Source organism: Streptomyces sp. NPDC002403, from assembly GCF_053593015.1.
Window position 1 is genome coordinate 362,781 of sequence record NZ_JBSFBQ010000003.1, and the last position, 15,260, is coordinate 378,040.

Sequence of the window (15,260 nt, forward strand, 5' to 3'; positions counted from 1 at the left end):
CCCTTCCATATGCCGTGCCGCGGCGCCACGACTCTAGGAGTACAGCCTTGCCCGACGTGAACAGTGCCTCTGTGAGCGACAAAGTAGCGATCATCGGCATGGGGTGCCGACTGCCCGGCGGTGCGTCCGACCACCGCGCGTACTGGCAGAATCTCATGGAGGGCAAGGACTGCATCACACCGACACCGGCCGACCGCTACGACGTCGGCAGCCTCGGCAGCAGACACAAGGAGAAACCCGGACGCCTGATCGGCGGACGCGGGGGATACATCGACGGCTTCGACGAGTTCGACCCCGCCTTCTTCGGCATCAGTCCGCGCGAGGCCGACCACATGGACCCCCAGCAGCGCAAGCTGCTGGAGGTCGCCTGGGAGGCGCTGGAGGACGGTGGCCAGCGACCCGCGGAGCTCGCAGGCAGCAACACCGCCGTGTTCGTCGGCGCGTTCACGCTGGACTACAAGATCCTTCAATTCTCCGACCTGGGCTTCTCGTCACTCGCCGCCCACACCGCAACCGGCACCATGATGACGATGGTCTCGAACCGTCTCTCGTACTGCTTCGACTTCCGCGGGCCGAGCCTTTCGATCGACACCGCGTGCAGTTCCTCCCTGGTGGCGGTGCATCTCGCCTGCCGGAGCCTCACCGACCGGGAGACCGACCTCGCGCTCGCCGGCGGTGTACTGCTGCACATGGCGCCGCAGTACACCATCGCCGAGACGAAGGGCGGATTCCTTTCGCCCGACGGCCGTTCACGCGCCTTCGACGCCAACGCCAACGGCTACGTACGGGCGGAGGGCGTCGGTCTGGTGGCGCTCAAGCGGCTGGACGACGCCCTGCGCGACGGCGACCCCATCCACGCGGTGATCCTCGGCGCGGGGGTCAACCAGGACGGCCGCACCAACGGCATCACCGTGCCCAATGCGGACGCCCAGGTCTCGCTCATCCGGCGTGTCTGCGGCGAAGCCGGCATCACGCCCGGCGACCTCCAGTACGTGGAGGCGCACGGCACCTCCACGCCCGTCGGCGACCCCATCGAGGCGAACGCACTCAGCCGGGCGCTGGCCGAGGGCCGCCGACCGGACGCCCCCTGCTACGTGGGCTCCGTGAAGACGAACATCGGGCACACGGAATCGGCGGCCGGCATCGCCGGGCTGATCAAGACCGTGCTCTGCCTCAAGCACCGCCTCATCCCGCCCCACATCAACCTGGAGCAGCTCAACTCCGCCATCGACCAGAGTTCCTCCCCGTACCGCATCCCGACCGAGCCGACCGCGTGGCCCCAGCACGAAGGACCCGCACGGGCCGGGGTGAACTCGTTCGGATTCGGCGGCACCAACGCGCACGTCGTGCTGGAACAGGCACCGGAGCGGGGCGCACTCCCGGCCGCAACCGGCGAACGGGCTTGGAACCTCCTCCCGTTGACCGCCCGTGTCCCGGAGGCCCTGCCGGAGGTCGCGGCCGGCATCCGCCGCGAACTGGCAGGCGTGGACGGGCCCGGGGTGTCCCTTCCCGACCTGGGCCACACACTGGCCCACCGCCGTCAGCACCTGGAGTCGCGGCTCTCCGTCGTGTACTCCTCACGGTCCGGACTGGACGAGGCACTCGCCGCCTTCCTGCGTGGCGAGCCGCACCCCGGGGTCGTCCACGGCAGGCAGCTCGATGCCGAACAGCGCGGCCTGGTCTGGGTCTTCACCGGCATGGGGCCGCAGTGGTGGGGGATGGGCCGCCAGCTGCTGGAGGGCGACGAGGTGTTCCGGGACGCGGTCACCCGCTGCGACCGGGCCATCCGCTCGATCGCGGGCTGGTCCCTCATCGAGGAGATGAAGGCCGACGAAGCCGGGTCGCGCATGGGCGAGACATGGCTCGCACAGCCGGCCAACTTCGCCGTCCAGGTGGGACTCGCGGCCATGTGGCGTCAGTACGGCGTGCGGCCCGACGCCGTGGTCGGTCACAGCACCGGGGAGGTCGCCGCCTTCTACGAGGCCGGGGTCTACACCCTGGAGGACGCGGTGAAGGTGGTCGTGCACCGCAGCCGGCTCCAGCAGAAACTCACCGGCACCGGCACCATGCTCGCCGTGAGCCTGCCCGAGGCGGAGGCGCAGCACCGGGTGGCGGCGTTCGGGGACCGGGTGTCCGTGGCCGCGGTCAACAGTCCCTCTGCGGTCACCCTGGCCGGCGACCGCGACGCGTTGGCCGAGCTCGCGGACGGGCTGCGCGCGGAACAGGTCTTCAACAAGTTCCTCACGGTGCAGGTTCCGTACCACAGCGCCGGCATGGAGTCGATCAAGGACGAACTGCTCACCTCGCTGGACGGACTCGACCCCCGTGCGGCCATGGTTCCGGTGTACCTGACCGGGCAGGAAGGCACGGCCCACGGCAGCGAACTGGACGCGGCCTACTGGTGGAAGAACGTCCGTCACCGGGTCCGCTTCCGCTCCGCCGTCGACCGGCTCGCCGACGACGGGTACGGGCTCTTCCTGGAGATCGGCCCGCATCCGGTGCTCGGCCACTCCATCCGCGAGTGCCTCGAAAGCCGGGGAGCGGCCGCACGGACCCTTCCGTCGATCCGCCGCCAGGAGAACGAACCGGAGCGATTCGCCGCCTCGCTGGCGGAGCTCCACAACCTGGGCGTCCCCATCGACTGGGACACCCTGCACCCGTCGGGCAGACCGGTGGTCCTGCCCCGCTACCCCTGGCGACGCGACCGCTACTGGACGGAGCCCGAGCCCGTCGCCCAGGTCCGTCTCGGCCGCGCCGACCATCCTCTGCTGGGCCGCCGCACCGACGACACCGAGCCGACCTGGCACGCCACGCTGGACACCGAGCGGCTGCCCTACCTCGACGACCACCGCATCCAGTCCACGGTGGTCTTCCCGGCGGCGGGCTACCTGGAGATGGCCACGCAGGCGGTTCGCGCCCTGACCGGCGGCACCCATGTCGTCCTGACGGACATCGAGTTCCGCAAGGCCCTGTTCCTGCCCGAGGGCGAGGACCGGGCCGTACGCCTGACCCTCTCCTCGCAGAACGCCGCATTCACGATCGCTTCGGCGAGTCAGGACGAGAGCGCCCGGTCGGTGCATGCGAGCGGCGTCGTGCGCTCGGGGCAGCCGCGCCCGGCCGGACCCCCCGCCGACACCGAAGCCCTCCGGGCGCGCACCCGGCGCCGGCTGGGCGGCGAGGACTGCTACGCGGCCCTCGCCGGCCTGGGCTACCACTACGGGCCGGCGTTCCGGGCCATCGAAGAGGTGTGGATCGGCTCCGGAGAGGTCCTCGCCCGACTCCGTCCGCCCACTGCGATCGGTGACGACGCCGCCGGACACCACATCCACCCCGTGCTGCTCGACGCCTGCTTCCAGTCGCTGCTGACGACACAGCTGCCCGACACCGGAGCCGAAGGCGCGGGTGAACCGGACCGGCGCTCGACCGGTATCCGCCTGCCCCTGGCGATCGACGAACTGCGCCTTGCCCCGGTGGGGGACCGGGCGATCTGGGTGCACGCGACGGTGACCCGCGGCGACGAGGACGAGCTGGTCGGGGACATGGCCCTCTATGCGGAGAGCGGCGAGCCCCTCGGCGGCATTCACGGCTTCCACGCGGCCGACGTGGAGAAGGCGTCCACGACGGTCGGCCTCGGCACGATCGATTCCTGGCTCGCCGAGACCGTCTGGGTCGAGAGCCCCTCCGAGTCCGCCGAGGAAGCGGCCGAGGACGGAGCCGTCCACGGCGACGGCTCCGTCTCCACCGGCGGCGACTGGCTGGTGTTCGCCGACCGTGAGGGCCTCGGCGACGCACTGAGCGACCTGCTCACCACGCGCGGCGAGCGCTGCCACCTCGTGCGTCCGGGTGACACCTACCGAAGAGGCGGCGAAGGCAGCGAGTTCACGGTCGTCCCGGGATCCGCCACGGACCTGGAGCGGCTCTTCGCCGACCTGGGCGAGGGAAGCGAGGGCAGCGGCGGCGGGGCCGTCGGCCACGTCGTGCATCTGTGGAACCTCGACCTGCCCCACCTCGCCGAGGCCTCACCGCAGGACCTCGTACGGCACGGCGGCAGCGGGGCGTACTCGCTGATCGCGCTCGCCCGCACGCTGCTGCGCCGCGAGGCGGTCGGCCGGCTGCACATCGTGACCCGAGGCGCGCAGAACGTCGAGCCCGGCGAGACCGTCGAGCCGCTGGGCGCGCCCGCGTGGGGAGTCGGGCGGGTGCTCCGGCACCAGGAGCTGCTTTCCCACCCCGGCAAGCTGATCGACCTGGACCCCGGCGCGCAGTGCGACGACGACGGACGCCGGGCCGAGGCCCGGGCGCTGTTGCGCGAGTTCCTGACCGACGACGAGGAGGAGATCGCGCTGCGTGGCGCGGGCCGCCTCACCTGCCGGATCAGGCAGGCCGAACAGCTGACGCACCCCCTACCGCTGCGACTGCGCACCGACGGGAACTACCTGGTCACCGGTGCTTTCGGAGCGCTCGGCCGGCTGCTCTGCCGGACCCTCGTCCGGCGTGGGGCGCGCAGCCTGATCCTGGTCGGACGCACCGTCCTGCCGGAGCGCTCCACCTGGCGGGCCCTGGACCCCGGCACCACCGAAGGCCGTGCCACCGCCTTCGTCAAGGAGCTTGAGGCGCTCGGGGCGCGGGTCGTCCTGGCACCGCTCGACATCACCGACGAAGCGGCGTTCACGTCCTGGCTGGATGCCCACCGGCGCACCGACCCGCTCCCGGTCCGCGGCGTGTTCCATCTCGCCGGCCAGGTCCGCGACACGCTCGTCGAGGACATGGACCGCCGGACGTTCGCCGAGGCCCACGACCCCAAGACCGTCGGTGCCTACCTGCTGCACCGCCACCTTCGGGACGAACCGCTGGACCACTTCGTGCTGTTCGCCTCGATCGCCTCCCTGCTGACCACGGCGGGCCAGACCAACTACGCGGCGGGCAACGCCTTCCTGGACGCGCTGGCCCACCACCGCCGGGCACTCGGGCTGCCGGGGCTGAGTGTGGACTGGGGCCCGTGGGCCACCGGCATGATCGAGGAGCTGGGGCTCGTCGACCACTACCTCCACAACCGAGGGATGAGCTCACTCGCCCCCGATGTCGGCATGGCCGTGCTGGAACGCGTCATCGGCCAGGACCGCGCCCAACTCCTCGTCGCCACGGTCGTCGACTGGCCGGTGTTCCTCGCCTGGTACGCCTCACCGCCCTCGCTGGTCGCCGATCTGGCGGAGGCGGCCCCCGCCGGTACGGCCACCGGGCCGGGTGAGGGCGTCCTCGACACGTTCCGCGACGCGGACCCGGTGGAACGACTGTCCCTGGTGACCGGACGTTTCATCGCGCTGACCGCCTCGGTGCTGCGGACGGGGCCCGAGCGGATCGACGCGCAGGCGGGGCTCAACGCGCTGGGACTCGACTCGCTCCTGGCGATGGAGCTGCGTGCCCGGCTCAGCTCCGAGCTCGGCGTCGCCCCGCCCGTGGTGGCCCTGCTCAGCGGAACTCCGGTTGTCGAGCTGATCACTCAACTCCACGACACGCTGGCCGAGTTGATCGCCCACCAGGCCGGAGACGCCGACACTGCCGCGGTGGAGCTGTTCGAGGACGAACTCCGCCACCCGCTGACGCAGAACCAGAAGGCCCTGTGGTTCCTCAGGCAGCTCAACCCCGAGGGCTACGCGTACAACATCGGCGGCGCGGTCGAGGTCCGGGTCGAGCTCGACCCCGACCTCATGTTCGAGGCTGTCCGCTGCCTGGTGGCGCGCCACCCCGCGCTGCGGACCAACTTCCTCACCGTGGACGGCGTCCCCATGCAGCAGGTGTCGCCGGCGGCGAGCGCGGACGTCGCTCTGTTCGACGTGCAGGACCAGGAGTGGGAGCAGATCCACGGCACGATCGTCGCGGAGTACCGCAGGCCGTACGACCTGGAGCGCGATCCGCTGTTCCGCTTCCGTCTCTTCAAGCGCGCCGACGACCGCTGGGTGATCATGAAGGCGGTGCACCACATCGTCTCCGACGCGATCTCCACCTTCACTTTCATCGAGGAGCTCCTCGCGGTGTACGAGGGGCTGCGCCAGGGGCGCGCGCCCTCGCTGCCGCCCGTCACCGCCCGCTACCTGGACTTCCTCAACGCCCAGAACCGCTTCCTGGCCGGGCCCGCCGCGCCGCGCATGCTCGACTACTGGCGCTCGCACCTGCCGGCCGAGGTCCCGACCCTGGAACTGCCCGTCGACAAGCCCCGTCCCGCGGTGCAGACGCACAACGGGGCGTCGGAGTTCTTCGTACTGGACACCGAGCTCACGGACCGGGTGCACACCCTGGCCCGTGAGCACGACGTGACCCCGTTCATGGTGCTGCTCAGCGCCTACTACCTGCTGCTGCAGCGCTATTCCGGCCAGGACCAGGTCATCGTCGGCAGCCCCGTGACCGGCCGGACCGAGCAGGAATTCGCCTCCGTCTACGGCTACTTCGTCAACCCGCTCCCGCTCCACGCGGACCTGTCCGGTGACCCCTCGGTCGCCCGGCTGCTGCAAGAGGTCCGAACGACCGTGCTGGGCGGCCTGGACAACCAGGAGTACCCGTTCGTCCTGCTGGTCGACAAGCTGGGACTGCAGCACGACCCCAGCCGCTCCGCGGTGTTCCAGGCCATGTTCATCCTGCTCACCCACAAGGTCGCCACCGAGAAGTACGGCTACCGGCTCCAGTACATCGAACTCCCCGAGGAGGAGGGTCAGTTCGATGTGACGCTGTCCGTCTACGAGGACGAGGCGGAGCGCCGCTTCCACTGCGTCCTGAAGTACAACACCGACCTCTTCCTGCCGGAAACCATGCGGCGGATGGCATCGCACTACACCGCACTGCTCGACAGCATGACGCGGGCCCCGGCGGACCGGCCCACTTCCCGGCTGGAGATGCTGGACGCCCGGGAGCGCGAGCTGCTGGTCGGCGAATGGAGCGGCGCCGGGCTCACCGCGCCGCCCCCGGGGACGGGAACGGGTGAGGCGGACGCCTTCCGGCCGGTGCACCGGCTGATCAGTGAGGTTGCCGCCCGGGTCCCGGACGCGGTGGCCGTCACGGCCCCGACTCCCCACGGGGCGACTCACCGGATGACGTACGGAGAACTGGACCGCAGGTCCGGGGAGCTGGCCCGGCGGCTGCGAGGCGTCGGGGCCGGCGCCGGCTCGGTGGTGGCGCTCTGCCTGGGCAAGTCGCCCGAGCTCGTCGTCGCGCTGCTCGCGGTCCTCAAGGCCGGCGGCGCCTACCTCCCGGTCCCGGCCGACCATCCGGCCGACCGCGTCGCCCAGACCGTACGGGCCGCGGGCGCCACCCTGGTCGTCACCGAGGACGATGCCGGCCGCGACCGGATGGCGGGACTCCCGGTTCCGACGCTGACCCTGCGCGAGCTGCACGGGGCCCCGCCCGCAACGGACGACCGGAGCGGGACCGAGTCCGGCGCCGAGGCCCCGGCCGGCCCCGACACGCCCGCGTACGTGATCCACACCTCCGGCTCGACCGGCATCCCCAAGGCCGTGCGGGTCAGCCACCGCAACCTCGCCTCGGCGTACGGAGCCTGGCTCCAGGAGTACCGGCTGGACCGCGATGTGCGGGTGCACCTTCAGATGGCCGCCCCGTCGTTCGACGTCTTCACCGGGGACGTGGTGCGCGCGCTGTGCTCGGGCGGCAGCCTGGTGCTGGTCGACCGGGATCTGCTCTTCGACACCGAACGCCTCTACACCACGATGCGCAAGGAGCGCGTCGACTGCGCGGAGTTCGTGCCCGCCGTCGTGCGCGGCCTCATGGACCACTGCGAACGCCGGGGCCTGCGACTGGACTTCATGCGACTGCTGGTCGTCGGATCCGATGTGTGGAAGGCCGGGGAGTACCGCAGGCTGCACGATCTGTGCGGGCCGGGGACCCGTCTGGTCAACTCCTACGGGGTCACCGAGGCGACCATCGACAGTGCCTGCTTCGAAGGGCCCGTCGACGACCTGGAACCCGGACGGACGGTGCCGATCGGACGGCCTCTGAGCAACAGCACACTCCATGTGCTCGACCGGCACGGTGAACCGGTGCCGCCCGGGGTGCCCGGCGAGCTGTGGATCGGCGGAGACGGCGTCGCCCTCGGCTACGCGGGTGACCCCGAGCTGACGGAGCAGCGCTTCGTCACCCGGACCCTGAGCCGGGAGCCGGGCGCGAGCCCCGTACGCCTCTACCGCAGCGGGGACGCGGCGCGCTGGGACGCCGACGGGCGGGTCCATCTGCTCGGCCGGGTCGACGGCCAGATCAAGCTCCGGGGCCACCGGATCGAACTCGGCGAGATCGAGGCCCACCTCGCCCAGTGGCCGGGCCTGGTCCGCGCGGTCGTCACGGTGCGTCCCGACGCCCGGGGCGAGGACGTCCTCTGCGCCTACTGCGTACCGGCCGAAGGAGCGGCACCGGACCGGCGTGCGCTGCGCCGGCACCTCGCCGACCGGCTGCCCGGGTACATGGTTCCGGCACACTTCGTCACCCTGCCGGAACTGCCGCTGACCGCCAACGGCAAGGTCGACCACGCCGCCCTGCCGTCGCCCCGGCTCGAGGCGGACGACGAGCCCGAGGAGAAGCCGCGCACACCCTTCGAAGTGAGCATGGCCCGGCACTGGAAGGAACTGCTCGGACTGGAGCGGGCCGGCCTGACACACGACTTCTTCGAGGTCGGCGGCAGCTCCATCAAACTGATCGAGCTGATCCACCGGCTGCGCAAGGAGTACGGCGTCGGCATCCCCGTCAGCCTGCTGTACCGGGTGACGACCCTGCACGGGATGGCCGCGTCGCTGGAGCGCATCGCCACCGGATCGGACTTCGAGGACCTGCCCTGCCTCAGCTTCAACAGTGATCAGGAACGGACCGTGTTCTGCTTCCCGCCGGCGGGCGGCCACGGACTCGTCTACCGGGAGTTCGCCGCCAGGCTGCCCGAGTACCGGCTGATCGCCTTCAACTACGTCCCCGGCGCCGACAAGGTGGCCCAGTACGCCGACCTCGTCGAGGCCGACCGGCCCGAGGGCAGATGCCTGCTGCTCGGCTACTCGCTCGGCGGCAACCTCGCCTTCGAGGTGGCCAAGGAACTGGAGGGCAGGGGACGCGAGGTCGCCCATGTGATCGTGCTGGACTCGCACCGCATCCTCGAACCGTACGTACCCGGCCCCGAACACATCGAGTTCTTCGAGGCGGAACTGGCCGAACACCTGCGCAAGCACACCGGATCGGACGCCGTCGCCCGCGAGACGCTGGACCACGCGGCGGAGTACCTGGCCTTCAGCGGCCGCACACCGAACCTGGGAACGGTGTCCGCGACCGTCAGTGTGGTCACCGACCAGGAGAAGAAGGACCTCTACGCCGCCGACGCACGCGGCACCTGGCACGGCAGCTCGATCACGGCCACGTCCGTGCTGCGCGGCTCGGGGATCCACGCCGACATGCTCGACCCCAAGCACGCGGCCCGCAACGCCGAGCTGGTGCGCGGCATCCTCCGGGAGGGCGGCGCCGATGCCCGATGAGGCGGCGGACGAGTGGAGCACCCGTGACCGGGCGGAGGGCGGCGGCCCCCGGGTCATCGTCATCGGCGCCGGCGTGGCGGGAATGTCCACCGGGTGCTACGCGCAGATGAACGGGATGCGCTCCCGCATCTTCGAGAAGCACGTACTGCCCGGCGGCTGCTGCACGGCCTGGTCGCGCGACGGCTATATCTTCGACTACTGCATCGAGTGGCTGATCGGCACGGCCGCCGGCAACGAGGCCAACCAGGTCTGGCGCGAACTGGGGGCGCTCGACGGCAAGACCATCACCAACTTCGAGATGTTCAACCGGGTCGTCGACGAGACCGGTCGCTCCGTGACCTTCTACAACGACCCCGACCGGCTGGAACGCCATCTGCTCGACGTCTCGCCCGCCGACGCCCGGCTGATCCGCTCATTCTGCCGGGATCTGCGCAGGTTCATCGACATCGAGCTGTACCCGTTCCTGACCGCCCCCGCCCTGCGGACCGTACGCGAGAGAGCGGCGCTGCTGCGCACCGTCCTGCCCGCGTTCCGGCTGTTCTGGCGCACGGCCTCGACGCCGATGCACGCGTTCGCCGACCGGTTCCAGGATCCGCTGCTCCGCCGGGCGTTCCGCAACATCTTCTTCCAGGACCCGGAGGGCTTCCCGCTCCTGCCGTACCTGTTCAACATGGCCGGCGCCCACCACAACAACGCCGGTTTCCCGCAGGGAGGTTCGCTGGGCCTGTCCCGTTCGATCGAGGATCGCTACACCTCGCTGGGCGGCCGGATCAGCTACCGGGCGCGCGTCGAGCGGATCCTGGTCGAGGACGGGCGCGCCGTCGGCATCGAACTGCGCAACGGCAGGCGGTACTACGCCGACCACGTCGTCTCGGCCTGCGACGGCCACACCACGATCCACGGCCTTCTGGAGGGCCGGTTCACGGGACCGCGGATCGACAAGCTGTACGACGAACTGCTGCACCGCCCCGGCACCCTGTTCCCCGCGGTGGTCTCCGCCTTCGTCGGAATCCGGGGCGAGCTGGGCCCCGGCCGTCCCCACAGCACCACCTATCTGCTCACCCCGCAGGACGCCGCGCGGCTGCCCGGCGCGCTCCAGAGCAGTGTGGTGGTGCAGCTGCGCTCCGACTACTCGGACGGATTCGCCCCGCCCGGCAGATCGGTCGTCCACTGCACCTACTTCAGCGACTTCGGGTACTGGAAGGAACTGCGAGCAGCCGACCGCAAGGAGTACCGCGAGAAGAAGCGCCAAGTGGCCGACTTCGTCAGGGGATTCCTGGAGCGCCGGCTGCCGGGGGTGGGGGAGCGCATCGAGCTGGTCGACGTCGCCTCCCCGGCGACCACCCGGCGCTACACCGGCAACCACGACGGCTCCATCCTGGCCTGGAAGGCGTTCTCCGAGGCCGACGACATCGCTGCCAAGCTGGTCGGCAAGGACCGCATGCGCCTGCCCGGCCTGAGCGGATTCTCCATGGCCGGGCAGTGGGTCGGCATGGGCGGACTGATCCGCGCCGCGTCCACCGGGCGATTCGTCGTCCAGTACCTCTGCGACGAGCTGGGGCGCGGGTTCACGGCGTCCGAGAGCCGGGGCACCGAGCCCTGGCACACCGGGAAGCTGGGCCGGCTGCCCCAGCTCGACAAGTGGTCCAGGCGTGGTGACACCCGCACATGAACACCGAGGAGAACAGGGACATGCCGCGTACCGAACGAGAGTCGATGATCATCATCGGCGCAGGGCTGGGCGGTCTCTCCACCGGCTGCTACGCCCGGATGAACGGCTACCGCACCCATGTCCTGGAGATGCACGAACTGCCCGGCGGCTGCTGCACCGCCTGGGACCGCGGAGACTTCAGGCTGGACCCCTGCGTCAGCTGGCTGCTGGGCAGCGGCCCCGGCAATGAGATGCACCAGATCTGGCTGGAGCTCGGCGCGCTGCAGGGCAAGGAGATCCGGCACTTCGATGTGTTCAACGTCGTACGCGGCAGATGCGGCCGGGCGGTGTACTTCTACTCCGACCCCGACCGGCTCCAGGCCCATCTCACGGAGCTCTCACCCGCCGACTCCGCCCTGATCAGGGACTTCTGCAGACAACTGCGCGCCTTCCGCAAATGCCTCGCCGTCTATCCCTTCCTCAGACCGGTCGGCCTGATGCCGCCGATGGAGCGCTGGCGGATGCTGGCCTCCTTCATCCCGTACTTCAACGTCGTGCGCAAATCCATCGGCGTCCTCATGACCGATTTCTCGGCCAGGTTCAAGGACCCCCTGCTGCGCGAGGCGTTCAACTTCATCCTGTACGAGAAGCACCCGGCCTTCCCCGTACTGCCGTTCCACTTCCAGCTCGCCTCGCACGCCAACCTCTCCGCAGGCGTCCCCGAGGGCGGATCGCTCGGACTGGCCGAGTCCATCGAGCGGCGCTACCGCGGGCTCGGCGGCGAAGTGACCTACAACGCCAAGGTCGAGGAAGTACTGGTCGAGGACGACCGCGCGGTCGGGGTACGGCTCAGCGACGGGCGTGAGCTGCGCGCCGACGTCATCGTCTCGGCCTGCGACGGACGCACCACGATGATGGACCTGCTGAAGGGCCGCTACCTCAACGAGGCCTACCACCGCCTCTACACCCGGACCATCGAACAGCCCGGCATGGTGTTCCCGGGATACTTCACACTCTTCCTCGGCCTGCGCCGGGAATTCCCCGACGCCGACCCCTGCACCACCTATCTGCTCGACGAGACCGAAGCGGCCGGACTGACCGGCATCCGGCACCCCAGCATCAACGTCCAGTTCCGCAACAGGCACTACCCCGAGCTCTCCCCGCCCGGGACGAGCGTCGCGTACGTCACCTACTTCTGCGACATCGCCCCCTGGCGTGCCCTGGACGAGGGCCCGGAACAGGCGACCCGGACCCGAGGCGGGAAGGAGCTCCACACGCTTCCGGTACGCCACGGCCGCGGCTACTACGCGGCCAAGCGCCGGGCCCGCGAGACACTCGTGGCATTCCTGGAGCGGCAGCACCCCGGCATCTCGGACGCGATCGCCGTGCGTGACGCGTCCAGCCCGCTCACCCAGGTCCGCTACACGGGCAACTACGACGGCACGGTGCTCGGCTGGCAACCGTTCGTGGAGAGCGGGGAAACGCTGGAGGAGCTCGTCAAGAAGCACGGCCCCGGCCTGCCCGGGCTGCGGAACTTCTACCAGTCCGGTGTCTGGGCCACCACGGGCGGTCTGATCCGCGCGGCGGCGGCCGGCCGGCACGTCATGCAGTTCATCTGCCGCGACGACGGGCGCGAGTTCACCGCGTCCGTCGACCGGAGCGGTCCGCCACCGACCCACCGGGTCATCGAGGTGGGGCCGCGGCCGGTGCCACGGCCCGTCGCAGAGGGCCGCCCGGCCCTCGTCGAGAGAGAGGGAACGGGATGAGGGCCAGGAAATGGGTGGTGCGCGAGCACATCGAGGGCGTCCCCGACGTCGAAAGGGTCTACGGACAGGTAGAGGAGGAGATCGACACCGAACTGGCCCCGGACGAGATGCTCCTGAGGACGCGCTACGTGTCGGTGGACCCCTACCTCCAGGGCATCGCGCTGGACACCCCGCTCGGGGCGCACATGGGGGCCGACTCGATCATGGAAGTGCTGGAAGCGGGTCCGCGGGCGGCCCATCGCCCCGGTGATCTGGTGCAGGGGTTCGGCGGCTGGCGCACCCATCTCGTGAGCAACGGCGCGCCCACCCCCTGGCAGACCGGGACGTTCCCGATGGTCTTCCCGGCCTACCGCCGTCTGGATCCCGGCTGGTACGACGACGCGCTGCCGCTCCCCACCGCGCTCAGCGTCATGGGCGGCCCCGGCATGACCGCCTGGGGCACCCTGACCAAGTTCATGTCGATCCGCCCGGGGGACACCGTCGTGGTCAGCGGCGCCTCCGGCTCGGTCGGCTCACTGGTCGGCCAGCTGGCCAAGCTCGCGGGCGCCCGGGTGGTGGGCACCACCTCGACGGCGGAGAAGGCGGACTACCTCGACGGGCTGGGATTCGACGCGGTCATCGTCTACCGCCACGGAGACAGCAGCGAGGCCGTCCGGGACGCCCTCCTGTGGGCCGCGCCGGACGGCGTCGACAAGTACTTCGACAACCTGGGCGGCACCGTCACCGACGCCGTGTTCTCCATGCTCAACATCGACAGCCAGGTGGCCGTGTGCTGGCAGTGGGCCACCCAGGTCGGCCGTGACGTCACGGGACCCCGGCTGCTCCCGTACATCATGTTCCCGCGCGCACATGTGCGGGGCATCTTCTCGCTGGAATGGTTCACCGACGAGAACTGGCGCGCGCTCCACGACGAGCTCGGGGGCCTGGTCCGGCGGGGCGAGGTTCGCTGCGGACACACCCTTCACCACGGCTTCGAGAACATCCCCGACGCCTATCGGAGTCTTTACCAGGACACCGGAGCCAGCCGGGGCAAGGTGCTGGTCGAACTCTGACGCCCGCCCCGCGAACTCCGCATCCCGCCCGTACCCGCGCAAGCCAGGAGGTCCCGTGTCCTGCCCCGCCGACGCCGAAGCCCACGTCAGCCCCGGCCCGCCGATGCCCCCGCTGCACGGTCTGGCGTTCGACCCACCCGGCCCGCCCCGGCCCGTCGAGTTACCCGATGGAACACGGGCCTGGCTGGTGAGCCGCTACGCCGACGTCCGCAAGGTTCTGACCGACAGCAGATTCGGACGCGCACGGCTGCACCCGCCGGACGCCCCCTCGCTGTCGGGCGAATCAGGGCTGGTGAGCAGCCTCGACCTGATCTTCAATCAGGACGGCGAGGACCATCTGCGCCTGCGTCGTACCATGCGGCGTGCCTTCACCCCGCGGGCCGTGGCCCGCTGGCGGCCCTGGATCGAGTCGATCGTCGAACAGTGCCTGGACGAACTCGCGGACGGCGAACGGCCGGTGGACCTGGTGACCGGCTTCACCCTGCCGCTTCCGGTCGCGGTGATCAGCAGACTGATGGGGCTCGACACTGGCGCCCGGGAGCAACTGCGTCACTGGAGCCAGTACGCCTTCTCCGACGGCTCCCACCCCGAGGAGGAGATGGCCTCCGCACTGTCGGAGTTCGCCGCCTTCGGAGCGAAGCTGCTCTCCGAGCGACGCAGCACACCGGGTGAGGACCTGACCAGCATGCTGGTCAGGGCGGCCGACGAGGAGGGCGGCATCCCGGAGGGACAACTCGTCGATCTGGTATGCGGGTTGGTCGTCGGCGGTCATGACAGCACCATGACGATGCTGGGCAATTCGCTGCTCTATCTGCTCAGTGAACGGCCGGAGGTCTGGCCCCGTCTCGGGGCGGACGAAAAGGCCGCCGGGGCTTTGGCGGAGCGGCTGCTGCATCTGATTCCGCTCGGTGACGACCGGGGGACCGCGCGCCACGCCGCCATCGACACGGAGGTCGGCGGCGTGACGATCCCGGCGGGTTCGGTGGTGCTCGCCGACTGCGGGGCGGCCAACCGCGATCCCGATGTGTTTCCGCCCCGGCCGCTCGACGACCTCTTCGCACCCCTGGCGGCGCCCACCCTGGCGTTGGGGGCGGGCGCGCACTACTGTCTGGGGGCCTGGCTGGCCCGGCTGGAGCTCCAGCTCGCCCTGCACCGGATTGCCGCCCGATTCCCCGGTCTGCGTCTGGCCGAGCCTGCCGAAGAGGTCGAGTGGCACCTGGGCACCACTTCCCGCAGCCCGCGGCGGATCGCCGTCACCTGGTAGGAGTGGCCGTTGGCG

At 70.5% G+C, this 15,260-nt stretch carries 5 protein-coding genes; all 5 read left to right on the plus strand.

Annotated features, from left to right (window positions below; all coding sequences use genetic code 11):
- The first annotated feature begins 98 nt into the window (after positions 1-98).
- The 5 genes from ACWCPY_RS06270 to ACWCPY_RS06290 all read left to right on the plus strand — a co-directional run bounded on the left by ACWCPY_RS06270 (position 99) and on the right by ACWCPY_RS06290 (position 15,245).
- Positions 99-9,512, plus strand: a complete 9,414-nt coding sequence (locus ACWCPY_RS06270; protein ID WP_451263194.1) for a non-ribosomal peptide synthetase/type I polyketide synthase — start codon at positions 99-101, stop codon at positions 9,510-9,512.
- Positions 9,502-11,184 carry a phytoene desaturase family protein gene (locus ACWCPY_RS06275; RefSeq protein ID WP_451263164.1) on the plus strand — a complete coding sequence of 561 codons (1,683 nt, stop codon included), beginning with the start codon at positions 9,502-9,504 and terminating at the stop codon, positions 11,182-11,184. The genes ACWCPY_RS06270 and ACWCPY_RS06275 overlap by 11 nt, the downstream gene beginning before the upstream one ends.
- Before the next feature lie 20 nt (positions 11,185-11,204).
- A complete protein-coding gene (locus ACWCPY_RS06280; protein ID WP_451263166.1) occupies positions 11,205-12,929 on the plus strand; it encodes a phytoene desaturase family protein in 1,725 nt (574 codons plus the stop codon).
- Positions 12,926-13,981 carry an MDR family NADP-dependent oxidoreductase gene (locus tag ACWCPY_RS06285; protein ID WP_451263167.1) on the plus strand — a complete coding sequence of 352 codons (1,056 nt, stop codon included), beginning with the start codon at positions 12,926-12,928 and terminating at the stop codon, positions 13,979-13,981. The genes ACWCPY_RS06280 and ACWCPY_RS06285 overlap by 4 nt, the downstream gene beginning before the upstream one ends.
- Before the next feature lie 103 nt (positions 13,982-14,084).
- Positions 14,085-15,245 (plus strand): cytochrome P450, encoded by a 1,161-nt coding sequence (locus tag ACWCPY_RS06290; protein ID WP_451263195.1) that lies wholly within the window; start codon positions 14,085-14,087, stop codon positions 15,243-15,245.
- Positions 15,246-15,260: the final 15 nt, after the last annotated feature.